The following is a 24,305-nucleotide window of genomic DNA, read 5'->3' as shown; positions in this document are numbered from 1 at the left end:
CGCACAGCACCGGGCGCGGGCGAACGCGCCCCCGGCCTCCCCCGACGACCGTACGATCATGTGTACCGGCGTCGGGGGAGGCTGCTGTGTCAGGTCCGGAAGTGCTGCTGATCCGTCTCGCGGGTACGGTCGCGGGCGCGATCGCCAAGTCCCTGCTGACCCCGCGGCCGGGCGCGGCCCTGGTCGGCGACCCGGTCCGCCCGCTCCCCCGTCCGGTGGGCCAGGACGCCCCACGCCGCCTGGCGAGAGTCCTGGCCGGACGCCTCTCCGACGCGTACGCCGCGCTCCCCGAACACGAACGGCAGGCGGCGGCCGACTCCGTACAGGACACCTTCGCGGCGGCGGGCGCCCTCGACGCGGAGCTGCTCTTCTCGCTGGACCTGGACCCGGCCCGGCTGTGCGCCCGGCTGCGGGCCCCGGCGGCCGGGCTGAGCGAGCGAGCACTCGGGCTGTACGACGAACTGCTCGGGCTGTGTTGCGCGCATGTGGTGGAGCAGCTCACGGCGCACCCCTCGTTCACGGCCCGGGCGGCGGTGGAGCAGACCCGGTCGGCGGGGCGCACCCGGGATCTGGTGGAGGACGTACGGGACCGGCTGGGCCCGCGCCCCGCCGCTGCCACGCTGGAGTTCGAGGGGCGGTACGCGGAGTACGTGGCGGCGACCCAGGGCCGGCTGGAGCTGTACGGGCTGACGCTGGGCAGGTCGGCGAGCGAATGGCCGCTGGACACGGCGTACATCAGCCTCGCGGTCACCGGTGACCGGGAAGAAACCCGATGGCAGAATCCCTGGAGCGAGAGCGCCTCCCCCCAGGGCCCGGTCAAGGCCGAACAGGCCCTGCGGGGCGCGCGCCGGGTGGTGCTGCGCGGCCCGGCCGGCTCCGGCAAGAGCACGCTGGTCCAGTGGCTGGCGCTGAACGCGGCCCGGCGCACCTTCCCCGCCGAACTCGCGGCCTGGAACGCGTGCGTGCCGTTCGTCCTGCGGCTGCGCGCGTTCACGACCTCCGCCGAACTGCCGCTGCCCGCCGACTTCCTGCGGGCGGCGGGCGTACCGCTGGGCGCCTCGGCACCCGCGGGGTGGGTGGAGGACCTGCTGACGAGCGGCCGGGCGCTGGTGCTGGTGGACGGGGTGGACGAGGTCCCGGCGCGGCTGCGGGCCCGTACGGAGAGCTGGCTGAAGTCCCTGATCGCGGCGTTCCCGGAGGCGCGGTACGTGGTGACGACGCGGCCCTCCGCCGTCCCCGAGGAGTGGCTGACGGGCCATGGCTTCACCGCGCACTCGCTGCTGCCGATGGAGCGCGGCGACATCCGCGCGTTCGTCAGGCACTGGCACGACGCGGCGCGCCAGGAGTGCCCGCCGGACGCGGCTCAGCTGGATACGTACGAACAGTCCCTGCTCCAGGCGGTCTCGGGGCGGCGCGACTTGGGCCGGCTGGCGACGAACCCGCTGATGTGCGCGCTGCTGTGCGCCCTGAACCGCGACCGCAGGATGCGACTGCCGCGCGCGAGGAAGGAGTTGTACGACGCGGCCCTGGACCTGCTGCTCGTACGGCGCGACACGGAGCGCGAAGTCGTCGGCGTCGAAGGCGTGGACCTCACGCGCGACGAGCAGACGGTGCTGCTCCAGCGGCTGGCGTACTGGCTGATCCGCAACGGCCAGGTGGAGGCGGCCCGCGAGGAGGCCGTGGAGATGGTGGGCGAGTGGCTGGCCGTGATGCCCCAGGTGGAGGGCGACGCGGACCAGGTCTTCGCGCATCTGCTGATCCGCAGCGGCCTGCTGCGCGAACCGGTCCCGGGTTCCGTCGACTTCGTCCACCGGACGTTCCAGGACTACCTGGGCGCGAAGGCGGCGGTCGAGGCGCGCGACTTCGGTGTGCTGGTACGCCACGCACACGACGACCAGTGGGACGACGTGGTCCGGATGGCGGTGGGCCACGCCCGCCCCGACGAACGGACCAGGCTGCTCCGGCAGTTGCTGCGCCGCGCGGACAAGGTTCAGCGCCACAGGAGCCGCCTGGTCCTGCTGGCGGCGGCATCACTGGAGCACGCGCCGGAGCTGGATCCGGCGGTCCGGGAGGAGATCGAGGAGCGGACGGCGGGGCTGATTCCGCCGCGTGGCCCTGAGGAGGCCGAGGAACTGGCCAAGGCGGGCGAACTGGTGCTGGAGCTGCTGCCCGGGCCGGAGGAGCTGGATGAGGAGAGCGCGGCGGGGGTCGTGCGGACGGCCGGGCTGGTGGGGGGCGACGCGGCGCTGGAGGTGATCTCGCGGTTCCGGGAGGACGAGCGTTACTGGGTCGGCATCGAGATGTCGTCGGCCTGGGGCAGTTTCGAAGCGGACACGTATGCCCGGTCGGTGTTGGCCCCTCGCGAGTGGACACAGGTCTCCCTCCACGTACGGACGGAGGATCAGCTCCGTGCGCTGCGGCTGCTTCCGGAGGTACACGACCTCTCTCTGCTCGGCTCCTTTGCCGATGTATCACCCCTGAGCGTTCTCCGCGCACTCGAAGAGCTGTACGTCGGCAACAACCCCCGGGTGACCGATCTCTCCCCCTTGGCGGACATCGCCTCCCTGCGCGCACTGAGCTTGATTCGCTGCACCGCGCTGCGGGACCTGTCCCCGCTACGGCGGCTGGAGGGCCTCACGGACTTCGCGCTCAACTCCCCCGTGGCGGCGGCCTCGGTCGGTGAACTCCCCCTCGGTCCACAACTGACCCGTCTCTTCCTGGGCAAGGATGCCGGCCATCTGACACTGGACGGAGTCGGCAGCTTGCCGGCGCTCCGTGAGCTGGCGGTCTCCGGCACCCGGCAGGTCGACGAGGTGAGCGGTCTTCCTGCCCCGCTCCCCCTCACCACTCTTCATCTCATCGAGGACGACAGCCTGAACCTCGCATGGCTGGCCGACTGGGACTCGCTGAGCGATATCCAACTGTCGAATTGCCACCACGTCGGCGGACTGGAGCCGTTGACCCGCCTCCCGAACCTCCGCAACCTCATCCTCTCCTTCTGCACGCAGGCCAGCGGGCCGATCGATCTGTCTCCGCTGACCGCCGTGGACGACCTGATGATCATGCTGCGCGGAGACACCCCGGTCCGTGGCGAGGACACATTCCCGCCGGGCCGGATCATCCACGCCGGTTAGACCCCCGCCGCCCCCAGCAACGTCCCCGCCCCGTACGTCACCCCCATCGCCACCGCTCCCCCGGCGACGTTGCGCAGCAGTGCGGGGCCCACCGACGCCGAGCCGAGGCGGGCGCTGACCCAGCCCGTCAGGGCCAGGGCCGCCAGGACCGACAGGACGGTGATCCAGAGGCGCAGGGACGCCGGTGGGAGCACCATCGCCAGGAGGGGGAGCAGGGCGCCCGCCGTGAAGGCGAGGAAGCTGGCGCCCGCCGCGTGCCAGGGGTTGGTGAGGGCGTCGGGGTCGATGCCCAGTTCCACGCTCGCGTGGGCGCGCAGGGCGTCGCTGTGGGTGAGTTGTTCCGCGGCCTCTCTCGCCACGTCCTGCGAGAGACCGCGGGCCGCGAGCATCTCCGTCAGCTCGTCCAGTTCGGCCTGCGGCTGCTCGCGCAGTTCCCGCTTCTCCGTCTCCAGTGCCGCCTTCTCCGAGTCGCGCTGGGTGGAGACGGACACGTACTCCCCCGCCGCCATCGACATCGATCCGGCCAGCAGCCCGGCGAGCCCCGCCGTGAGCAGGGTGGAGCGGGCCTGGGTGGCGCCCGCGACCCCGACGACGATGCCCGCCGTGGAGACGATGCCGTCGTTCGCGCCGAGGACGGCCGCGCGCAGCCAGTTGAGGCGGGGGCCGAGGGAGTCACCGTGGGGTTCGTCGTGGGGTTCGGGACGGGGTTCGCCGGACGGTTCATCCTGCTGCGTGGGGTCGGTCATCCCGCCAAGGTCTCACCCCGGGGCCTCGTGGCGCGCGTACCGACCCGCCCGTCAAGGCCGTTGACGGGGCAACGGCTGACCGGGCAACAGCACTGTCGGTCCCGGCCCGTATTCTCTGTGACCATGCTTGACGACCAGACGCAGACGACTTCAGCGGCATGGCCGACCGCCTATCCACAGGGGTACGCGGTGGTCGACGTCGAGACCACCGGTCTCGCCCGCGACGACCGGATAATCTCCGCCGCCGTCTACCGTCTGGACGCCCTCGGCAATGTCGAGGACCACTGGTACACCCTCGTCAACCCGGAGCGCGATCCGGGGCCCGTGTGGATCCACGGTCTGACGAGTGAGGTGCTGGCGGGCGCGCCGCTCTTCCCCGAGGTGGCCGAGGAGCTGGCCGAGCGGCTGGACGGGCGGGTGCTCGTGGCGCACAACGCGATCTTCGACTGGTCGATGATCGCCCGGGAGTACGCGCGCGCGAAGCGCACCGCCCCCACCCGGCAGCGGCTGTGCACCATCGCGCTCTCCAAGGAGCTGGGCCTGCCCCTGCCCAACCACAAACTGGAGTCGCTCGCCGCGCACTTCGGTGTCGAACAGCGGCAGGCGCACCACGCGCTGGACGACGCCCGGGTGCTGGCCGAGGCGTTCCGGCCGAGCCTGCACGCCGCGGCGCGGGGCGGCGTACGGCTGCCGCTGCTGGAGTGCCGGCCGCTGACCGAGTGGTCCGACGCCCCGTCGCGGCCCCGGGTGGGGTATCAGCCGTCGTACGGCCAGTCGTCGTACCGTCAGGGAAGCTGGCGGCCGTCGCGCAAGCGGCCCGCCTGTCCGTATCCGAACCCGGGGCGGTACGTGCCGGGCGGGACGCTGAAGCAGGGGATGCGGGTGGCGTTCTCGGGGGACACGTCCGTCGACCGGGAGCTGCTGGAGGACCGGGCGGTGGAGGCGGGGCTGCATGTCGCGACGAGCGTGTCCCGGCTGACGAGTCTGCTGGTGACGAACGATCCGGGGGCCTCGACGTCGAAGACGGTCAAGGCGGCGTCGTTCGGGACCCCGGTCGTGGACGAGGCGGCCTTCACCCAGCTCCTGCGGGACGTGACGCCCGCGGGCGGCCCCGTACCGGAGGACCGCCGCGTGCAGGAGAACCGTCCCGTGCCGGAAGGCCGTCCCGTACCGGCGCAGGAGTCGGCTCCCGCGCTGTTCCCCATGGACGGATCGGCGGACGGGTGAGCAGACGGGTGAATTGACCCGCGACTCGCCACCGGACCGCTCGCTCCCCGGCCCCTCGCGCTCCACTCTGTGGCGCATGGCACGTTGTGAGGTCTGCGGAAACGATTACGGCATGTCCTTCGAGGTGCACGCGCAGGGCGCGGTGCACATCTTCGACTGCTTCGCCTGCGCCATCCACCGGATGGCGCCGATCTGCGAGCACTGCCGGGTCCAGGTCATCGGGCAGGGCGTCGAGGTGGACGGGCACTGGTTCTGCGGCGGCCACTGCGCCCGCGCCGACGGCAGGGTGGGGATCGTCGACCGCGTCTGAGGCCCCCGGCCGCACTGATCCGGCGCACGACCGTGCGCGGCCCGGCGGCGGCCGAGGCCGACCCCCCGCTCCGGGCGCCGGGACCCGCCGGGTACCGTCGTTGGCGTGTACCGCTTCCTGTTGTCCCGGCAATGGGTGATCCTCACCCTCCTTGCCCTCGCGCTCATCCCCGCGATGATCGAGCTGGGCTTCTGGCAGTTGCACCGCCATGAGCGCAAGGTCGCCCAGAACTCACTGATCTCGGCCAACCTCGCGGCGAAGCCCGTACCGGTCACCGAGCTGACCTCCCCCGGGCACTCCGTCCCGCGCGCCGACTACTGGCGCGGCGTCACCGTCACCGGCACGTTCGACCCCGAGCACGAGGTCGTCGTACGCCGCAGGACCTCCAACGACGACCGGGTCGGCTACCACGTCCTGATCCCGCTGATCATGAAGGACGGGCGGGCGGTCATCGTCAACCGGGGCTGGATCCCGGCCAACGGCGACCAGCACGCCTTCCCGAGCATCCCCGCCCCTCCCGAGGGCGAGGTCACCATCGCGGGCCGGCTGAAGGCCGACGAGACCTCCGCGGTCACCGGCATCCGGGACGTGGGGGACCTGCCGCCCCGCCAGGTCATGCTGATCAGCAGCCGCCAGCAGCAGGAGGAGCTGGGCCGTACCGTCCTCGGCGGCTATGTCGAGCTGACCTCCCCGGTGCCGGCGGACGGCAGTCCCCAGCCGATCCGGAACCCGGACGACAGCTCGATCGGCCCGCACATGGCGTACGCCGTCCAGTGGTGGCTGTTCGTGGCCGCCGTGCCGGTCGGCTGGGGAATCCTCGTACGCAACGAGAAGCGCGACCGCGCCGCGGCCGCCGCCGCGAAGAGCGCCGAGGAGACGGACGCGGGGGCCGAGCCCGAGCCCGCGAACGCCTGACCCCCGCCGCCCCGGCCGGGCTCCCGCTGCTTAGCGCCCCCGCCGTACGGGAACAGCCCTGGCGTGAACCAGCAACGCATCGAGGATTACGCACTCATCGGCGATCTCCAGACCGCCGCCCTGGTCGGCAGGAACGGCTCCATCGACTGGCTGTGCCTTCCTCGCTTCGACTCGGCCGCCTGCTTCGCCGCGCTGCTCGGCGGCGAGGAGAACGGTCACTGGCGGGTCGCTCCCGCCGGGGCCGGGGTGTGCACGCGGCGCGGCTATCTGGGTGACTCACTGGTGCTGGAGACGGTGTGGGAGACGAGGACCGGCACCGTCCGCGTCATCGACTTCATGCCGCAGCGCGAACGGGCCCCCGACATCGTGCGGATCATCGAGGGCGTCAGCGGCTCCGTGGACATGACCGCCACCCTGCGGCTGCGCTTCGACTACGGCTCCGTGGTGCCGTGGGTGCGCCGCTCGGACGGCCACCGGGTCGCCGTCGCGGGACCCGACTCCGTCTGGCTGCGCAGCCAGCCTCCGGTGAAGACCTGGGGGCAGCACTTCAGCACCTGTTCGTCGTTCACGGTCGGGCCCGGCGAGTCGGTGGCGTTCGTCCTCACCTGGCACCCCTCGCACGAGCCGCGCCCGACGCGCGTCGATCCGTTCGACGCGCTGGCGCACAGCCTGGAGGACTGGGAGACCTGGGCGGCGCGCTGCCGCTACCGGGGCCAGCACCGCGCGGCCGTCGTGCGCTCGCTCATCACGCTCAAGGCGCTCACCTACGGCCCGACGGGCGGCATCGTCGCCGCGCTCACCACCTCGCTGCCGGAGGTGCTGGGCGGCGTACGCAACTGGGACTACCGCTACTGCTGGCTGCGCGACTCCACCCTGGTGCTGGGGGCGCTGGTCTCCGTCGGCTATCTGGAGGAGGCGGCGGCCTGGCGCGACTGGCTGCTGCGCGCGGTGGCCGGCGATCCGGCCGATCTCCAGATCATGTACGGGCTGGGCGGTGAACGCCGGCTCCCGGAGAGCGAGCTGCCGTGGCTGCGCGGCCACGCGGACTCGGCACCGGTCCGTACCGGCAACGGCGCCGTCGACCAGCTCCAGCTCGATGTGTACGGGGAGGTCATGGACTCCCTGGACGTGGCGCGTACGGCCGGGCTCACCCCCAAGCCCCACGCCTGGAACATCCAGCTCAGCCTGCTGGGCTTCCTGGAGTCGAAGTGGCGGGAGCCGGACGAGGGGCTGTGGGAGGTACGGGGACCGCGCCGGCACTTCGTGCACTCCAAGGTGATGGCCTGGGTCGCGGCGGACCGTGCCGTACGGGCCCTGGAGGAGGACCCCACGCTCCGCGGCGACGTGCGCCGGTGGCGGGCGATGCGCGACGAGGTGCACCGGGAGGTGTGCGAGAGGGGGTACGACCCGGAGCGGAACACCTTCACCCAGTCGTACGGCTCGGCGGAGCTGGACGCGGCGACCCTGCTCATCCCGCGCGTCGGCTTCCTGCCGCCGGACGACCCCCGGGTGATCGGCACGGTCGACGCGGTACGGGCGGAGCTGGGGCAGGACGGTCTGCTGCGCCGGTACAGCACGGCCGGACCGGCGGTGGACGGGCTGCCCGGCGAAGAAGGAACGTTTCTGGTCTGCTCGTTCTGGCTGGCCGACGCGCTGCACCTCACCGGGCGCGCGGCGGAGGCCGAGGAACTGTTCGAGCAGTTGCTCGCGCTCCGCAACGACGTCGGGCTGCTCGCGGAGGAGTACGACCCGGTGGCGCGGCGGCAGCTCGGCAACTACCCGCAGGCGTTCAGCCACATCGGCCTGGTGGTGACGGCGCTGACGCTGGCGGGGGTGGCGGCGGGGAAGGAGCCGGACACCACCGCGCTGGAGACCGGCGGACGGGAGGGGCCCGGGGACGGCGGACGGAACGGGCCCGGGGACGACAGTACAGGGGCCGGCACGGCAGGATAGGGGCCATGGATCTTGGACTGAAGGACCGCGTCTACGTCGTCACCGGTGGCTCACGGGGGCTGGGCCGCGCCGCCGCCGGAGCACTCGCGGCGGACGGTGCGAAAGTCGTCATCTCGGGGCGCGACGAGAAGAGCGTCGCCGCCGCGGCGGCGGAGATAGGGCCCGGCGCGCACGGAGTGGCCGCGGACAACGCGGACCCGGCGGTGGCCGAACAGCTCATCGCGACCGCCAAGGAGCGGTTCGGCCGCTTCGACGGCGTCCTGATCAGCGTCGGTGGTCCGGCCCCCGGGTCGGCCGCGGACAACACCGACGAGCAGTGGCGTACGGCGTTCGATTCGGTCTTCCTCGGCGCGGTACGGCTGGCCCGCACGGCGGCGGCGGAGCTGACCGAGGGCGGGGTCGTCGGCTTCGTGCTCTCCGGCTCGGTCCATGAGCCGATGGCGGGCCTGACCATCTCGAACGGGCTGCGCCCCGGGCTCGCGGGGTTCGCGAAGTCCCTGGCGAACGAGGTCGGGCCGCGCGGAATCCGGGTGCTCGGCCTGCTGCCGGCCCGGATCGACACGGACCGGGTCCGCGAACTGGACGCGCTGTCGGGCGACGCGGAGGCGGCGCGGGCGGCGCACGAGTCCCGGATCCCGCTGCGGCGGTACGGGACGCCGGAGGAGTTCGGCAGGACGGCGGCGTTCCTGCTGTCGCCCGCCGCGTCGTATCTGACGGGCGTGATGCTCCCGGTGGACGGCGGCTCGCGCCACAGCTTCTAGTGCCCTCCCGGCAAGCTTTGCCCTGCCGTCGTGCACGGCCCTCTCAGCTCACCCGTTCCGCCCGGTGCTTCGCCGCCCGGAGCCGTACCTTCGCCGGGAGGGACGTCAGGCCGGCCGAGCTCCGGGCGCGCTCCAGGGACTCGTCGGAGAGGCGGCGCAGTGTCGCGGCCGGGGGCGCGTGCGGTTCCAGGAGGAGGCGGATCCGGGCAGAGGGACCGGTGCGGCGGCCGGTCAGCCGGACATCGGCGCGGGCCACGCCGTCCAGGGACTCCGCGTCGCCGGCGAGCACGTCCTCCAGCGCCCGGCCGCGCACCACCGCGCCCTCGCCGTCACCGCTGCCGATCAGAACCTCCGGCAGCCGGGCGCGGCGCAGTTGGGCCAGCAGCCACCACAGGGCGAGCACGACCAGGATCGCGAGGGCGGCGATGACCGCCGGCCACCACCACTCCTCGTCGCGGTAGCGGAGCCGGTCCGCGCGGCTCAGCAGGACGCCGCGTGGTCCGGCGTACGGCCACCAGGACGGCACCGGCCACCCCGCCCCGGCCGCGAGGACCACCCCGCCCCCGCACACCAGGGCCAGGCCGATGAGAGCGAGCAGCACCCGGTTGACCAGGCGGATCATCCCGTCACCTCTTCTTCGGGGGCCGGTGGACCCGTACGGTCAGCCCCGGCCGCCGCGCCAGGCCCAGTTCGCCGATGCCGTCGCCGAGCTCCCGCTCCAGGTCCGCCCGTACATCGTCGAGTGCGCGGAAGTGCGCGGCGGCGCTCACCCTGGCCCGGGAGCGCCGCAGCCGTACCTGTGCCGACCGGACGCCGGAGACCTCCATGGCCCGGTCGCGCAGCGCCAGTTCGGCGGCTTCGCGGTCGATCCCGGCTCGTACCGACGCGGACTCCCGCCGCATCGGCAGCAGCCGGCGCAGTCCCGGGGTGAGGGCGAGGGCGAGCAGCCACAGGCCGAGGAGCGCGGCGACGCCGGCGGCCACCAGGATCCACAGCTCGTCCAGCGGCCGGCGCGCGAGTTGGTCGGCGAGGGCGCGGCGCCAGTACATGGCGGGGTGGCCGGCGCGTACCGCCGCGATGTCGTAGAGGAGCAGCCCGGTCGCGCCGAGCAGGATCAGTGCGGTCAGCGCGGCGGGGACGCGGCGGAAGGACCAGAAGCGCCCGGCACGGGCCACGCCGGCGCCGGGGTCGGCGTGGCGGCCGTCGTCGTCACCCTGCCCGTCGCCGTCGCCATCGCCGTAGCCGTCGAGGGTGGGCCTGCGCCGCCGGCCGAACGCCTCGTCCGCGTCGTCCAGTTCGAGTACGCCGCCCCGGTCCGCGCCCGTGGCCGCATCGCCCGTCGCGCCCGCGCCCTCACCCGCGTCCGCGTCCGCGTCCCCGTTGTTCCAGTCCCCGTTGTTCCAGTCCCCGTTCCGTCCCCCCTGCGCGGGCTCCTCGCTCATCCGGTCCTCCCCCGCGCCGCGAGACGCGACCGTTCGGAGTGCAGTCGCTCGACCCGCACGTCCACCTCCGGTACCTCCATCCCCACCAGCGTTCCGACCCGGTGGACGACCTGCCGGCGTACCGCGCCGCACTGGGCCCCGAGGTCGGAGGGGTACTCCAGCTCGACCCCGACCCGTACCCGCGCGCTGTCGTGGCGCACCGTCACCGAGGCGTGCGGCGGCGCGCCGCCCTCCGGTACGCCGTCGAGCGCCTCCCTGGCCGCCTGCGCGGCGACCTTCGCGACGACCCGGTCGGCGATGGTGGTCGCTCCGCGTCCGGCCGCCGCGACCCGGTCATCCGTCATCCGCTCCCCCGCCACCCGGGGTCACCGCCGCCGGTCGTCGCGCTCGCGGGGGCGGAAGAAGTCGCCGGGTTCCAGATCGCCGTCGATGAACTTCCCCGCCAGAAAACCGACCGCGCCCAGCACGGCCACCACCACAAAGGCTCCGAAACCGCCGAAGTATCCGGCGAATCCGAGCACCATCCCGGCCACCAGGCCCACCGCCGCCATGCTCATCGTGCGCTCCTCTTCCGCCGCGCCCCCGCCGGCCGCTACTGGAGCCGTGATTCCGGCTCTTCGTCGTCTTCCTCGTCGGGGAGCTTCACATCGCTCACCGCGATGTTGACCTCGACGACTTCGAGGCCGGTCATCCGCTCGACGGCGGCGACGACGTTCTCCCTGACGGCGCCGGCGACCTCGGTGATCGAGACGCCGTAGTCGACGACGATCTCCAGATCGAGTGCCGTCTGGACCTCTCCGACCTCGGCCTTCACCCCCCGGCTGACGGACTTGCCGCCGCCGGGGACCCGGTCGCGTACGGCGCCGAAGGTGCGGGACATTCCACTACCGAGGGCGTGCACGCCGAGGACGTCCCTGGCCGCGAGACCGGCGATCTTCTCCACCACGCCGTCGGCGATGGTCGTACGGCCGCGCGAGGCCGGGGCTCCGCCGCCGCGCTTGGTGACCGGCGTGGCTCCCCCCTTCTCGTCGGACCGGCTGCGGGGTGCGGTGTCTGACATCGCCGTTCATCCCTTCCGCGCGGTGATTGACTCCTTTGCCCACATTAGGTGTGCTTGCCCCGTCTCGCGCCGTGGATGCGGCAGGGTGGCGGAATGACGACCGGACAACGGAGCGAGGCGTGGCCCGCCGCGGTACGGCATCGGCTCACCCTGGGCCGACTGCTCGCCCTGGGCGACGCGGCCGACGGGGCGTGGCTGGCCGAAGGGGCGGCGACGGCGGAGCTGCGGCGGGCCGCGGCGGGCGTCGCGGGGGCCGCGCTGGGCACGGTACGGATCGCCCTGGCCGACCCCGAGGGGGCCGGGGCCCCGGCCGTGGCCCCGCCGCCCGGCGCGCAGCCGCCGGGGCCGCTGCGGATCGACGCGGAGTTCGCCGCGGGCCCGGGAGAGCCGCTGCCGGTGCTGGCGGAGCGGCTGCGCGGGGCGCTGTTCGGATGCGCGGTGGACGGGCTGGGGCTGCGGGTGACCGGCGTCGACCTCCGGGTGACGGCGCTGCTGGACTCGGCGACGCGGCCCCCGTCCCCGGCACCCGCCGGGCCGGTCGGGCGGGACGCCGCCGAGCCGGAAGGGGCGACGGGGCGGGCCGTCGCGGCGGTGCCCGGGGTCGCGTATCTGACCAGGACCCTGGGCAGGGCGGTGTGCGAGACGGCGGCGCCCGACGGCGGCGTGGCGCGGGTACGGGTCGAACTGGCGACGGCGGCGGGGCATCGCCCGCTGGACGTGGCACGGGCGGTGCGCGCGCGGCTGGCCGGGTCTCCGGGGGCGCCCTCGGTGACCGTACTGGTGACGGCGGTGGAGGCCCCGGCCGAACGCACGACGCCCCGTGCGCCCCGGACGCCCCGTACGGGAAGCACGGGGCGTCCGGGGAGGAGCTGACGGGTGGATCAGTCGCCCAGGCCCGCCAGGTCGCGCAGCCGGCGTGCCTGTGCCGCCCGCTCGGCGGTGCGCTGGGCCTCGAAGGAGCGGTCCGACGCGCCCTGGAGCAGCGCCTTGGTCTCGATCAGCGCGTCCCTGGGCGCGGCGAGCAGCGCCGCCGCCAGGTCCTTGGCCGCGGCGTCGAGTTCGCCGGGGGGCACCACGAGGTTGGCGAGCCCGGTCCGTTCCGCCTCCTCGGCGTGGACGAAGCGGCCCGTGGCGCAGATCTCCAGCGCGCGGGCGTACCCGACGAGCCCCACCAGCGGATGGGTGCCGGTGAGGTCGGGGACGAGGCCGAGGCTGGTCTCACGCATGGCGAACTGCGCGTCCGACGCGACGACCCGCAGGTCGCAGGCGAGGGCGAGCTGGAAGCCCGCCCCGATCGCATGCCCCTGGACCGCCGCGATCGACACGATGTCGCTGCGGCGCAGCCAGACGAAACCGTCCTGGTATCCGGCGATCGCCGCGTCGAGGTCCGCGTCGGATCCCCGGGCGAGATCGGTGAAGGACGGCTCGCCGTCGAACCCCTCTGGGGTGAACGCCTGCCGGTCGAGCCCCGCGGAGAAGGACTGCCCCTCACCGCGCACCACCACGACCCGGACGCTGCCCGGCAGTGACCTTCCGGCTTCTGTCAACGCCCGCCACAGAGCGGGAGACTGGGCGTTGCGCTTGGCCGGAAGGGCCAGTGTCACCGTGGCAACCGCGTCCTCGACGGTGAGCCGTACGCCGTCCTTGTCGAGTACTGGTGCGAGTGAAGTCATGGGGCGCCTCCGGTTCGGGCAGTCGGACTCACCTAGCTAAGTGACTGCACAGTAACCACCCGGCCGATCGTCCGATCGACCCGGGTGGCCACCCTCCGAACCGGTGGCCCAGCAGGAGCCGCGTCCGGCCGTCAGGCCGATGCGGCCTTCTTGCCTCGCGTAGCCCCACCGCGTCCCCGCAGTGTGACTCCGGACTCGCTGAGCATCCGGTGGACGAATCCATAGGAACGGCCGGTTTCCTCGGCCAGTGCCCGGATACTCGCACCACTGTCGTACTTCTTCTTCAGGTCTGCCGCGAGCTTGTCGCGCGCGGCGCCGGTCACCCGGCTGCCCTTCTTCAGAGTCTCGGCCACCCGTGCCTCCTCATGGGAAGTGCGCTCTGGACTTCTCATGATCACCCCTCGCGGGCGTCCTGGCCACCCATTCAGCAAGGTCCGTACGACAAGCTTCGGCGTGCTTCAACCTTCGAGCACGAACGGAATGCCGCATTCCAGAGCCGCCCGGATCCGGCCCTGACCTGCATGGGACGAGAAGTGCCAGGTCAGGGCCGTGCGGCGGAAGAGGGTGCGGATGATGTACGCGGGGACGCGTTCCGTCGCGTACCACGCCGACGGTACGAGACACAGTCACTCAGATGGTGGATCACTGCTGAGCCGAATGAGCCGAATGATCCAGAGGAAGTGGATCACACCGGACGATCACGCCGTCGGCGCCTCCCGGGGCGGCACCCGGGCAGGGCGGGCACGGCGCGGGCACGGCACGGTCAGGCGAGCGCGACCAGGTCGGCGTAGTCCGCGCCCCACAGGTCCTCGACGCCGTCCGGCAGCAGAATGATCCGCTCCGGCTCCAGGGCGTGGACGGCGCCCTCGTCGTGGGTGACGAGGATGACCGCGCCCTTGTACGTACGCAGCGCCCCCAGGATCTCCTCACGGCTGGCCGGGTCGAGGTTGTTCGTCGGCTCGTCCAGCAGCAGCACGTTGGCGGAGGAGACGACCAGGGTGGCGAGGGCCAGCCGGGTCTTCTCCCCGCCGGAGAGCACCCCGGCGGGCTTGTCGACGTCGTCGCCGGAGAAGAGGAAGGAGCCGAGCGTCTTGCGGACGGCGACCAGATCGAGGTCGGGGGCCGAGGAGCGCATGTTCTCCAGGACGGAGCGCTCCGGGTCGAGGGTCTCGTGCTCCTGGGCGTAGTAGCCCAGCTTGAGGCCGTGGCCGGGGGTCACCTGGCCGGTGTCCGGCTTCTCGACCCCCGCCAGCAGCCGCAGCAGGGTGGTCTTGCCGGCGCCGTTGAGGCCGAGGATGACGACGCGGGAGCCCTTGTCGATGGCGAGATCCACGTCCGTGAAGATCTCCAGCGACCCGTACGACTTGGACAGGCCCTCGGCGGTGAGCGGGGTCTTGCCGCAGGGGGCGGGCTCCGGGAAGCGCAGCTTGGCGACCTTGTCTGCCTGGCGCACCTGCTCCAGGCCGGAGAGCAGCCGCTCGGCGCGGCGCGCCATGTTCTGCGCGGCGACGGTCTTGGTGGCCTTGGCGCGCATCTTGTCGGCCTGCGAGTTGAGCGTCGCGGCCTTCTTCTCGGCGTTGGCGCGCTCGCGCTTGCGGCGCCGCTCGTCCGCCTCGCGCTGCTGCTGGTAGAGCTTCCAGCCCATGTTGTAGACGTCGATGTGCGCGCGGTTGGCGTCCAGGTAGAAGACCTTGTTGACGACCGTCTCGACCAGTTCGACGTCGTGGGAGATCACGATGAAGCCGCCGCGGTACGTCTTGAGGTAGTCGCGCAGCCAGACGATGGAATCCGCGTCGAGGTGGTTGGTGGGCTCGTCGAGGAGGAGGGTGTCGGCGTCCGAGAAGAGGATGCGGGCCAGCTCGACGCGGCGGCGCTGACCGCCGGAGAGGGTGTGGAGGGGCTGGCCGAGCACCCGGTCGGGCAGGCCGAGCGCGGCGGCGATGGTGGCGGCCTCGGCCTCGGCGGCGTAACCGCCCTTGGTGAGGAACTCGGTCTCCAGGCGCTCGTACCGCTTCATCGCCTTCTCGCGGGTGGCGCCCTTGCCGTTCGCCATCCGGTCCTCGTTCTCGCGCATCTTCTTCAGTACGGAGTCGAGGTCGCGGGCGGAGAGGATACGGTCGCGGGCCAATACGTCGAGGTCGCCGGTGCGCGGGTCCTGCGGGAGATAGCCGACCTCACCGGAGCGGGTGATGGTGCCGGCGGCGGGGATGCCCTCGCCCGCGAGGCACTTGGTGAGGGTGGTCTTGCCGGCCCCGTTGCGCCCGACGAGACCGATGCGGTCCCCCTTGGCGATGCGGAACGAGGCGGACTCGATGAGGACGCGGGCGCCGGCGCGCAGCTCTACGCCGGTTGCGGTGATCACGGAAAGACTCCAGGGCGGTATGGACGGCGGAAGAGGGCAGGCGGAGGGATTCTTCGACGCCGGCTAATGCACAAGGAGAAATGCCATACGGGTCAGTCTAGCGGGGCGGCGCAACTGCTTTGTCTGGGCGGGCCCCGGTTCTGTCCGGGCGGGCCCATGGTCTGTACGGGCGGGCCCCGGGCGCCGGGCCCCCTGTTCCGGGGCCGGGCGTCGGGATCCGCGTACCGGCCCGACGCGCTGTCCCGGCGGCCGGGCCCGGTCCGGCGCCCCTGGGTGCGCGCAGGGGCGCCGGGGCGGGTCAGGAGCCTCCGGTGTGCACCTGGAAGGCGGCCCTGCGGACGGCCTTGGCCAGCGCCGGGTCGGGGTGCGCGGCGGCGAGGGCGACCAGGACCTGGACCGTACGGGGATGGCCCAGGGCCCGGACCTCGGCGAGCAGGGCCGGCACATTGCCCTGGACGGCGGATTCGAGGTGGCGCACCAGCAGATCGCTCTCGCCGTGGTCGGCGACGGCCGCCGCCGTGTCGACCCACAGCCAGGTCGACTCCTCGCGGGTCAGCACCTCGGCGGCGTCCTCGGGGTCGGCTCCCTCGTACTCGGCCAGCCAGAGCAGCGCGTAGGGCCGCAGCGAGGTGTCGGTGGCGGCGGCCCGTACATCGGCCTCCGCGGGTGCGCCGACCACGCGGAGCGCCTCGAAGGCGAGCCCGCGCAGCAGGGCGTCCTCGCCCCGGGCGACGGTGAGGAGTTCGGTGACGGCGCTGCCGACGGTACGGGCCGCGAGCCAGGCCCGGTACTCGGCGCGGGCCGGGCCGGGGGTGAGCCGGGCGCAGCCGCGCAGCATGTGCTCCGCGGACTGCTCGATGTTGCCCGCGGGGCTCTGGGCGGCGACGCAGATCTGTTCGAGCTTGACCCAGACCGCCCAGCTGCCGAGCGGGGTGAGCGTGGCCTGGCCCTCGCCCCGGGTGAGCGCGCCCACGGCGGCCAGGCCGTCCAGGGCCCAGTCCAGGAGCGGGGGCAGCAGGGCCTCGTCGACCGGGGCGACGGCCCCCGGCTCGGTGGAGGCGGGCGCCGGGGCGGGCTGCGGGCCGTAGGGGACCTCGCAGCGTTCCTCGTGCAGCTCCGCGACCCGCTGCTGGAGCAGGTCGAGCAGGGTCGGTTCGAGCACGGGCCCGGCCGAGAGCTGGAGGAGGGAGAGCACCTGGGGGACGGCCTCGATGACCTCGCCGACCGTCGCCGGGGCGATGTCGGCGGGGCCGGGGTGGACCAGCGACCAGGCGTCGAAGAGGGCGACCCAGCCGCGCTGGACGGCGCTGTCGTCGCGGTCCCACGCCTGGAGGCGCCAGCCGGGGCGCACGGTGCCGTCGTGCAGCTCGACGAGGCCGGCCAGCCGGGCCCTGTCCCAGGCCGCGCTCACCTGGTCCGGGGTCAACTCCAGCGCCGTCGCGGCCCGTTCGCGTGCCCCCGCGGCGAGCGGGCCCGCGCCGGGGTCCCGGTCGACGGCGGCCCAGCGGGCCAGCCGTACCGCGTCGGCGAGCACGGCCCTCGCCTGCCGGGCCAGCTCCGCCTGGGGCGGAGTGCCCTGGGGCGGCCGCGGGGCCGGCCGGCCGCGCCCCTCGGTCACAGCCCGTCGGGCCGTGGTCAACGGCCGCGCGGGGACGAGTCGGAGTCTGGAGTTGCGCGCCAATTGCTCATCAGGCTTTCGGGACGTCACGGGGGCAGTCTTCCCGGTGACTGCCCGAAAGCCCAAACGGAACCCCTTTCAGCGGTACCGGAACGACGGAAGTGGCCCCTCGTGCGGAGGCGTCCCCTCGGTACGCGGAGCGTCGCACGGGCCTGTTCGGGGAGGTGGGGGACGGGAACGGCGCATTGCGGACCGTCGGGGCGGCACGGTCCGCGCGAGGGCGCGAAGGCGGCGCAAGGAGTCCAAGCGGAGGCGCCGGAGGTGAGCCCTGCGGAGGGCCTGACGGCGGGCCCGGCAGCCGGCCCGGCGGCGGGGCGTCCGGCCCGGGGCGGGCGTGGCGCTCCATCCGCAGGGTCCTGGTGCTACATGAGCGGGGTGAGGAAGCGGCGGAGCGTCTCCTCGTAGCCGTCGGGATTCGCGTTCCACATCGCCGCGTGCGGGGCGTGCGGGACGGCGTGGAGGCTGACCAGATCCGACCGGTGGGCCGCGAGTTCGCGCGAGGGGTTCCAGGGGGCGATCGTGTCGTCGGGGCCGTGGAAGATCAGCGTCGGTACGTGCAGATTGCGCGGGTCCGCCGCTTCCAGCAGCCGGTCGCCGTGCAGTCCCGTCCGCCCCTGGGCGGCCCGCACCGCGAGCGGCAGCAGGGGCCCGGGGATCCGGCGGGCGGAGGCCAGCGCCCGCAGGGTGGCCTCCCAGTCCAGCACCGGTGAGTCGAGCACGAGGCCGGAGATCCGCTCGCTCAGCGCCGAGTTCGCGGCGGCGTGCAGGGCCATCGAGGCGCCGGTGGACCAGCCGTGCACGACCACGCGCTCGGCGCCGAAGCGGACGGCGTAGCGGATCGCCGCGTCGAGGTCGCGCCATTCGGAGTCGCCGAGGTGGCCGAGGCCGTCCGGCGAGCGGGGTGCGCCGGGGTCGCCCCGGTAGGAGATGTCGAGGACGGGCAGCCGCTGGGCCGCGAGGAACTCCATGACGTTCAGCGGATGTTCCCGGGTGGTGCCGAGGCCGTGCACCGTGATCACCCAGGTGTCGCGCGGCCCCGGTACGAACCACGCGGGCAGGGAACCGAGTTCACCCGGGATCCACACGTTCTTGTGCGTGAGGCCGAGGGCGGTGCCGGGGTCCCCTTCGTACAGCCGCGGGGTGAACCGTACGCGGCTCCCGGGCACGAGGGTGCCGCGGCTGACCCGTTCCAGCCGGCGCACCACGGTGTCGGCCGGGCGCGGGACCCCGTCCAGGACCGGTCCGACGACGGCGTGCGCGCCCGCCCCCTCGATCCCGTACGTTCCGGGGCGCAGCGAGGCGAGCGAACGGGTCAGGGTGACCTGCCCGGCGGCCAGGGCGTGCACCGTGATCTTCGGGTCGCTGGGCAGGGGCCGCCCCGGCGGTGCCTTCAGCGCGGCATCGCTGGCGTACCGGCCGGCCGCGACCGCAGCCGCGCCGACCCCGAGCACTGTGGTGACGGCCGCTGCCGCCGCTGTAGCCGGGCGCACGCTCCCAGTGTCACCACCCGTGCGCGCCCCGGCCAGCGGGCGGGGGCCGTCGGAGGCGGAGACGGGAAGCGGGAGACGGGAAGCGGGAGGCGGGAGGCGGAGCCCGGGACCGGGGTCAGGTCCGCTGGCCGTACCCCTTGAGCTTCTCCGCCACCTCCCGCACCTGTTCCTCCGACAGCAGCGAGGGTTGGTGTCCCGGCACCGCGGCGGCCGTGAGCCAGAGGCGGCACATCCATTCGAGCTGGGCGGTGCGGTCGTACGCCTGGGCGAGGGTGTCGCCGTACGCCACCGTGCCGTGGTTCTGGAGCAGGCAGGCCGTACGGTCCACCAGGGCCTCCCGCATACCGCGGGCCAGCGCCTCCGAGCCGTACAGCGCGTAGGGGGCGACCCGGACGGCGCCGCCGAGGGCCGCCGCCATGTAGTGGATCAAGGGGAGTTCGGTGACGAGTGTGGAGACGGCGGTGGCGTGCACGGCGTGGGTGTGCACGACGGCCGTCGCCGATGTGTCGCGGTAAACGGAGAGATGCAGGGGAAGTTCGCTCGTTGGGGTGAGAGTGCCGAGAACCTGCCGTCCGGCGAGGTCCACGGCGATCGCGTCGCCCGGCGCGAGCCGGTCGTACGGCACTCCACTGGGGGTGACCAGGACAAGCTCCCCGACGCGCACGGAGACATTGCCCGAGGTGCCGACGACCAGGCCCTCCGCGGCCGTTCTGCGGGCTGTGTCGACGAGCTCCGCCCAGGCCCGTTCCAGAGCCTCCTGACCGGCCCCCCGACCGGCCTCCGTCCGGCCCTCCGCCACGCCCCGCGCGCCCGTCATCTCGCCTCGCTCGTCCGCCAGTTCGCCGTGTTCGCCGGTCCCGTCATCCGTCATACGGCGATCCTGCCAGGCCCCGCCGTCAACCTCACGGGGTGAGTCACCCCGAAGACCCACCTAGTTCATCTTCCGTTCACCCTGACTCCCTACGTTCACCGAGGCCACCGACGTCGAACGATTGCCTGGGTCCTGGGTCAATGGAACACATCACACTGCTGCTCGCGATCGTGATCGTGACAGCGCTCGTGTTCGATTTCACGAACGGTTTCCACGACACCGCCAACGCGATGGCGACGACCATCTCGACCGGCGCTCTGAAGCCCAAGGTCGCGGTGGGCATGTCCGCGGTCCTGAATCTCGTCGGCGCGTTCCTGTCCGTGGAGGTCGCCAAGACGATCTCCGGCGGGCTCATCAACGAACAGGGCATCAGAACCGAAGTCATCTTCGCGGCGCTCGTCGGCGCCATCCTGTGGAATCTCTTCACCTGGCTGCTCGGACTCCCGTCCAGCTCCTCCCACGCTCTCTTCGGCGGCCTGATCGGCGCGACCCTGATGTCCGTCGGCGCCTCGGGCGTCAACGGCGGGGTCGTCATCACCAAGGTCCTGATCCCCGCGCTCGCCGCCCCCGTCGTCGCCGGGCTCGCCGCCCTCCTCGCGACGCGGCTGACGTACCGGATCGGCCAGGCCGTCAACGACGGCGACGACCGGGTCACCGCCAAGGGTTACCGGGCCGGGCAGATCGCCTCCGCCGGGCTCGTCTCCCTGGCCCACGGCACCAACGACGCGCAGAAGACCATGGGCGTCATCACGCTCGCGCTGGTCACCGGCGGCGTTCTCGCCCCCGGCTCCAACCCGCCCCTGTGGGTCATCGTCTCCGCCGGGATCGCGATCGCGCTCGGCACGTACCTGGGCGGCTGGCGCATCATCCGCACCATGGGCACCGGCCTCACCGACCTCCAGCCGCAGCAGGGCTTCGCCGCCCAGACCAGCGCCGCGACGGTCATCCTGGCCTCCTCGCACCTCGGCTTCTCGCTCTCCACCACGCAGTCCTGCTCCGGCGCCGTCATGGGCGCGGGGCTCGGCCGCAAGGGCGGGGTGGTGCGCTGGTCCACGGCCACGCGGATGTTCGTCGCCTGGGGGCTGACGCTCCCGGCCGCGGGTCTGGTCGCCGCCGGCGCCGAGTTCCTGACCGGCCAGGGCACCTGGGGCATCGTCGTCGTCGCGGTGCTGCTGATCGCGGGCTCCGCCGGGATCTGGCTCGCCTCGCGCCGCAAGCCCGTCGACCACACCAACGTCAACGCCGACGAAGCCGTCGCCGACGGCGGCTCGGGCCGGACCGGTGAGCCGGCCGGTGTGGTGACCGCCGCCGTCGCGGCCGTCACCCCGCCTCCCCCGGCGGGCGCCGCGGGCCAGGACCTCTCGGCCACCATCCCCGCCCCGGCGGACCAGAGCGGCGAGCCCGCCCGCCGCGCCACGGTGTGATCCGCGCCGCCTCTTAGCGCCGCTCCTCCTCTCCGCCTCATCTCTCCGCGCCACCTCTCAGGAAGCGACCGCATGGACATCGACTGGGCAGCACTCGGCTCCGTCTTCGGCGTCAGCCTCGTGGCGACCGTCGCCCTCGTGGGCCTCTTCAGCCTGGGCGTCGTGGGCCTCGCCAAGCGGGGTTCCGCGCCCGCGCAGGGCCAGGCCGGGACCTCGACCGCCGCCTCCACCCCCGCCACCGGACCGGCGCCCCTCACCGCCCGCGCCGGCGCCTACCTGTGCTTCGCGCTCTGCGCCGGAGCCGTCGCGTACGGGATCAGCCTCATCGTGGCCTGACCGTCACGCACGCCATACGCGCCACACGCGCCACGCACGTCCCCGCGGGAGCCCCGCATCGGCCGACCGGTCCGGTGTGGGGCTCCGCACACTGTCCCGCCGCAGGTCAAGGATGAGTTGACGGGTCCTGCGCGGCGTGGTGGACTTCCGGGGCCATTGACGACGGCAGCAGAGGAAGCCGGTGCGAATCCGGCGCGGTCCCGCCACTGTCACTGTGAGCCTCGCCTCCAGGAGCCAGGAACTCTCGCCGTCGCATCACGTACGTCGAGCCGGGGCGCGGACCCTGAGTGAGGACACTTCGCCATGCCTGGCTGCGGTTCTGCCGCCGCGCGCGGCGGCGGCCGGGCCGCCCCTGCCGCCGAGCGGATCTTCGCGTACGGTGCCACCCTCGGGCTCCTGGCCGACCGGCTGTTCGGCGATCCGCGCCGGGGACATCCGGTGGCCGCCTTCGGCCGGGCCGCGGGAGCTGTCGAGCGCGCGCTGTGGCGCGACCACCGGGGCCGCGGCGCGCTGCACACCGCGCTCTGCGCCGGAGCCGCCGCCGGGGTCGCGGCACTGGCCGCGGCGGCGGTACGCGAGCGGCCCGCCGCCGCCGTGACGCTGACCGCCGCCGCCACCTGGGCCGTGGTGGGGGGCACTTCGCTGGGCCGGGAGGCACGGGCCGTCGGCGCGGCGCTCACCGCCGGGGACCTCGAAGGGGCCCGCGGGCGACTGCCGCATCTGTGCGGGCGTGACCCGTACTCCCTGGACGAGGACCAGATCGCGCGCGCCGTCGTGGAGTCCGTCGCCGAGAACACCTCCGACGCCGTCGTCGGCGCCCTGGTGTGGGGCGCGCTCGCCGGGACGCCGGGGCTCGTGGGGTTCCGCGCCGTGAACACGCTGGACGCGATGGTGGGTCACAAGAGCGCCCGTTACCGCCGGTTCGGCTGGGCGTCGGCCCGCCTCGACGACGTCGTGGGGTGGCCGGGCGCCCGGCTGACCGCCGCGCTGGCCGTCGCCGCGGGCCCGGACCGCCGAGGCGCGCTGCGGGCCCTGCGGCAGGACGCGCACCGCCATCCGAGCCCCAACGCGGGCCCCGTGGAGGCGTCGTTCGCCGGGGCGCTGGGCGTACGGCTCGGCGGGACCCTCGCGTACGGCGGGCGGGTGGAGCACCGGCCCGTCCTGAACGGCACGGGGCGCCCCGTCGGGGTCCCGGACATCGAGCGCGCCGTACGGCTGGCCGGCCGGGTCAACGTGCTGGCTCTCGCGGCCTGCGTGACGGGCCGATTCGTGTACGGGGCGATGCGTACCGGGAGGCCTGGATGAGCCGGAACAGCGGTGGCGCGGGGCTCGGCGGAGGGCTGCTGATCGCCGGGACGACCTCCGACGCGGGCAAGAGCGTCGTCACGGCGGGGATCTGCCGCTGGCTGGTGCGCCAGGGCGTGAAGGTCGCGCCGTTCAAGGGCCAGAACATGTCGCTGAACTCGTTCGTGACGCGCGAAGGGGCGGAGATCGGGCGCGCCCAGGCGATGCAGGCACAGGCCGCGCGGGTGGAGCCGACCGCGCTGATGAACCCCGTCCTGCTCAAGCCGGGCAGCGACCGCAGCAGCCAGGTGGTGCTGATGGGGAAGCCCGTCGGGGAACTGAGTGCACGCGGCTACCACGGAGGCAGGCAGGAGGCGCTGCTCGGGCCGGTTCTGGAGTGCCTGGCGGAGCTGCGGTCCACGTACGACGCCGTGATCTGCGAGGGCGCCGGCAGCCCGGCGGAGATCAATCTGCGCCGGACGGACATCGTGAACATGGGCATCGCGCGGGCCGCGCGGCTGCCGGTGGTCGTGGTCGGGGACATCGACCGGGGCGGGGTGTTCGCCTCCTTCTTCGGGACGACCGCGCTGCTGAGCCCCGAGGACCAGGCGCTGGTCGCGGGGTATCTCGTCAACAAGTTCCGGGGCGACGTGTCGCTGCTGGAGCCGGGGCTCGACATGCTGCGCGGGCTGACCGGGCGGGCGACGCTCGGGGTGCTGCCCTTCCGGCACGGTCTGGGCATCGACGAGGAGGACGGGCTGCGGGTCTCGCTGCGCGGCGCCCTGCGCGAGTCGGTGGTGGCTCCCCCGTACGGCGAGGACGTGCTGCGGATCGCGGTCTGCGCCGTACCCCTCATGTCGAACTTCACCGATGTGGACGCGCTGGCGGCGGAGCCCGGGGTCGTGGTGCGGTTCGTGGACCGCCCCGAGGAGCTGGCCGACGCCGATCTGGTGATCGTGCCGGGCACGCGCGGCACGGTGCGGGCGCTGGCCTGGCTGCGGGAGCGCGGGCTCGCCGACGCGCTGGTCCTGCGGGCCGCCGAGGGCCGTCCCGTGCTGGGGATCTGCGGCGGCTACCAGATCCTCGGCGAGCGGATCGACGACGAGGTGGAGTCCCGGGCGGGATCGGTGGCCGGGCTCGGACTGCTGCCCGTACGGGTCAGGTTCGACCGGGAGAAGACCCTCGCGCGGCCGGTCGGGGTGGCCCTCGGCGAGCGGGTCGAGGGGTACGAGATCCACCACGGCGTGGCGGACGTGCGCGGCGGGGACGCCTTCGTCTCGGACCCGCAGGGGCGGGCGCTGGACGGCTGCCGGGCCGGGGCCGTGCAGGGCACGCACTGGCACGGGGCGCTGGAGAGCGACGCGTTCCGGCGGCGGTTCCTGGCGGAGGTGGCGCGGGCGGCCGGCCGGCGGTTCGTGCCCGCGCCCGGCACGAGCTTCGGCGCACTGCGCGAGGAACAGCTCGACCTGCTCGCGGACCTCGTCGAGGAGCACGCGGACACGACGGCGCTGCTGCGGCTGATCGAGGAGGGCGCCCCGGCGGGGCTGCCGTTCATCCCGCCGGGGGCGCCGTGAGCGCCGCGCGCCGCCCCGGAGTCCGTCCGGTCATCGACGAGTCACCCGAACCCGAAGGAGCGATC

23 protein-coding genes and 1 riboswitch are annotated in these 24,305 nt (G+C 73.6%); of the genes, 11 read left to right on the top strand and 12 right to left on the bottom strand.

What is annotated here, in order from left to right; genetic code table 11:
* The first annotated feature begins 86 nt into the window (after positions 1–86).
* Positions 87–3,134: an NACHT domain-containing protein gene (locus tag ACFTZC_RS14835; protein ID WP_382889518.1), complete on the top strand. Its 3,048-nt coding sequence runs from the start codon at positions 87–89 to the stop codon at positions 3,132–3,134.
* On the opposite strand, the gene ACFTZC_RS14830 is transcribed toward ACFTZC_RS14835, so the two are convergent.
* Positions 3,131–3,880: a VIT family protein gene (locus ACFTZC_RS14830; RefSeq protein WP_382889517.1), complete on the bottom strand. Its 750-nt coding sequence runs from the start codon at positions 3,878–3,880 to the stop codon at positions 3,131–3,133. The two genes, ACFTZC_RS14835 and ACFTZC_RS14830, sit on opposite strands and share 4 nt — an antisense overlap.
* A 123-nt stretch (positions 3,881–4,003) precedes the next feature.
* Here ACFTZC_RS14830 and ACFTZC_RS14825 point away from each other — a divergent pair, with 123 nt between their 5' ends.
* The 5 genes from ACFTZC_RS14825 to ACFTZC_RS14805 all read left to right on the top strand — a co-directional run bounded on the left by ACFTZC_RS14825 (position 4,004) and on the right by ACFTZC_RS14805 (position 9,046).
* Complete coding sequence (locus ACFTZC_RS14825) at positions 4,004–5,107, top strand: DEDDh family exonuclease (RefSeq protein ID WP_382889515.1); 1,104 nt, start codon at positions 4,004–4,006, stop codon at positions 5,105–5,107.
* A 76-nt stretch (positions 5,108–5,183) separates the two neighbouring features.
* The gene (locus ACFTZC_RS14820) at positions 5,184–5,417 is read left to right on the top strand and encodes a hypothetical protein (RefSeq protein WP_382889514.1); all 234 of its coding nucleotides are present in this window, start codon (positions 5,184–5,186) and stop codon (positions 5,415–5,417) included.
* Between the two features lie 105 nt (positions 5,418–5,522).
* Positions 5,523–6,332: an SURF1 family protein gene (locus ACFTZC_RS14815; protein WP_382889512.1), complete on the top strand. Its 810-nt coding sequence runs from the start codon at positions 5,523–5,525 to the stop codon at positions 6,330–6,332.
* A 63-nt stretch (positions 6,333–6,395) separates the two neighbouring features.
* Positions 6,396–8,285, top strand: a complete 1,890-nt coding sequence (locus ACFTZC_RS14810; protein WP_382889510.1) for a glycoside hydrolase family 15 protein — start codon at positions 6,396–6,398, stop codon at positions 8,283–8,285.
* Positions 8,286–8,290: 5 nt separating this feature from the next.
* Complete coding sequence (locus tag ACFTZC_RS14805) at positions 8,291–9,046, top strand: SDR family oxidoreductase (RefSeq protein WP_382889508.1); 756 nt, start codon at positions 8,291–8,293, stop codon at positions 9,044–9,046.
* A 43-nt stretch (positions 9,047–9,089) separates the two neighbouring features.
* Here ACFTZC_RS14805 and amaP read toward each other — a convergent pair whose 3' ends face one another.
* From amaP to ACFTZC_RS14780, 5 genes are all read right to left on the bottom strand, one after another.
* Positions 9,090–9,668, bottom strand: a complete 579-nt coding sequence (amaP, locus tag ACFTZC_RS14800; protein ID WP_382889505.1) for an alkaline shock response membrane anchor protein AmaP — start codon at positions 9,666–9,668, stop codon at positions 9,090–9,092.
* 4 nt (positions 9,669–9,672) lie between these two features.
* The gene (locus tag ACFTZC_RS14795) at positions 9,673–10,341 is read right to left on the bottom strand and encodes a DUF6286 domain-containing protein (RefSeq protein WP_382889582.1); all 669 of its coding nucleotides are present in this window, start codon (positions 10,339–10,341) and stop codon (positions 9,673–9,675) included.
* A gap of 143 nt (positions 10,342–10,484) precedes the next feature.
* Positions 10,485–10,832, bottom strand: a complete 348-nt coding sequence (locus ACFTZC_RS14790; protein ID WP_382889503.1) for a hypothetical protein — start codon at positions 10,830–10,832, stop codon at positions 10,485–10,487.
* Between the two features lie 21 nt (positions 10,833–10,853).
* Positions 10,854–11,045 (bottom strand): hypothetical protein, encoded by a 192-nt coding sequence (locus ACFTZC_RS14785; protein WP_382889502.1) that lies wholly within the window; start codon positions 11,043–11,045, stop codon positions 10,854–10,856.
* A gap of 35 nt (positions 11,046–11,080) precedes the next feature.
* Positions 11,081–11,548, bottom strand: coding sequence for an Asp23/Gls24 family envelope stress response protein (locus ACFTZC_RS14780; RefSeq protein ID WP_382889500.1), 468 nt, complete (start codon positions 11,546–11,548; stop codon positions 11,081–11,083).
* Between the two features lie 93 nt (positions 11,549–11,641).
* Here ACFTZC_RS14780 and ACFTZC_RS14775 point away from each other — a divergent pair, with 93 nt between their 5' ends.
* Positions 11,642–12,421: a hypothetical protein gene (locus ACFTZC_RS14775; RefSeq protein WP_382889498.1), complete on the top strand. Its 780-nt coding sequence runs from the start codon at positions 11,642–11,644 to the stop codon at positions 12,419–12,421.
* Between the two features lie 8 nt (positions 12,422–12,429).
* Here ACFTZC_RS14775 and ACFTZC_RS14770 read toward each other — a convergent pair whose 3' ends face one another.
* The 6 genes from ACFTZC_RS14770 to ACFTZC_RS14745 all read right to left on the bottom strand — a co-directional run bounded on the left by ACFTZC_RS14770 (position 12,430) and on the right by ACFTZC_RS14745 (position 19,568).
* Positions 12,430–13,221 carry an enoyl-CoA hydratase/isomerase family protein gene (locus tag ACFTZC_RS14770; RefSeq protein WP_382889496.1) on the bottom strand — a complete coding sequence of 264 codons (792 nt, stop codon included), beginning with the start codon at positions 13,219–13,221 and terminating at the stop codon, positions 12,430–12,432.
* Positions 13,222–13,352: 131 nt separating this feature from the next.
* Positions 13,353–13,574, bottom strand: coding sequence for a helix-turn-helix domain-containing protein (locus ACFTZC_RS14765; RefSeq protein WP_006123601.1), 222 nt, complete (start codon positions 13,572–13,574; stop codon positions 13,353–13,355).
* A gap of 410 nt (positions 13,575–13,984) precedes the next feature.
* A complete protein-coding gene (locus tag ACFTZC_RS14760) occupies positions 13,985–15,583 on the bottom strand; it encodes an ABC-F family ATP-binding cassette domain-containing protein (protein WP_382889494.1) in 1,599 nt (532 codons plus the stop codon).
* 298 nt (positions 15,584–15,881) lie between these two features.
* Positions 15,882–17,291, bottom strand: coding sequence for a hypothetical protein (locus ACFTZC_RS14755; RefSeq protein WP_382889493.1), 1,410 nt, complete (start codon positions 17,289–17,291; stop codon positions 15,882–15,884).
* A 332-nt stretch (positions 17,292–17,623) separates the two neighbouring features.
* Positions 17,624–18,751, bottom strand: a complete 1,128-nt coding sequence (locus ACFTZC_RS14750; protein WP_382889491.1) for an alpha/beta hydrolase — start codon at positions 18,749–18,751, stop codon at positions 17,624–17,626.
* Between the two features lie 115 nt (positions 18,752–18,866).
* Complete coding sequence (locus ACFTZC_RS14745) at positions 18,867–19,568, bottom strand: class II aldolase/adducin family protein (protein ID WP_382889580.1); 702 nt, start codon at positions 19,566–19,568, stop codon at positions 18,867–18,869.
* Positions 19,569–19,762: 194 nt separating this feature from the next.
* On the opposite strand from ACFTZC_RS14745, the gene ACFTZC_RS14740 reads away from it, so the two are divergent.
* The 4 genes from ACFTZC_RS14740 to ACFTZC_RS14725 all read left to right on the top strand — a co-directional run bounded on the left by ACFTZC_RS14740 (position 19,763) and on the right by ACFTZC_RS14725 (position 24,240).
* Positions 19,763–21,046, top strand: coding sequence for an anion permease (locus ACFTZC_RS14740; RefSeq protein ID WP_382889489.1), 1,284 nt, complete (start codon positions 19,763–19,765; stop codon positions 21,044–21,046).
* A gap of 72 nt (positions 21,047–21,118) precedes the next feature.
* Positions 21,119–21,382, top strand: a complete 264-nt coding sequence (locus ACFTZC_RS14735) for a hypothetical protein (protein ID WP_382889487.1) — start codon at positions 21,119–21,121, stop codon at positions 21,380–21,382.
* 146 nt (positions 21,383–21,528) lie between these two features.
* Positions 21,529–21,649: riboswitch (cobalamin riboswitch) on the top strand.
* 36 nt (positions 21,650–21,685) lie between these two features.
* Positions 21,686–22,687 (top strand): cobalamin biosynthesis protein, encoded by a 1,002-nt coding sequence (locus ACFTZC_RS14730; protein WP_382889485.1) that lies wholly within the window; start codon positions 21,686–21,688, stop codon positions 22,685–22,687.
* Complete coding sequence (locus ACFTZC_RS14725) at positions 22,684–24,240, top strand: cobyric acid synthase (protein WP_382889483.1); 1,557 nt, start codon at positions 22,684–22,686, stop codon at positions 24,238–24,240. The genes ACFTZC_RS14730 and ACFTZC_RS14725 overlap by 4 nt, the downstream gene beginning before the upstream one ends.
* Positions 24,241–24,305 lie beyond the last annotated feature (65 nt).

The sequence above is a fragment of the Streptomyces sp. NPDC056987 genome (genome assembly GCF_042673865.1).
In the GTDB taxonomy this organism is placed as follows: Bacteria; Actinomycetota; Actinomycetes; order Streptomycetales; family Streptomycetaceae; genus Streptomyces.
The sequence above is the reverse complement of the archived record's forward strand: the minus strand, read 5'-3'. Positions and strand labels throughout refer to the sequence as shown.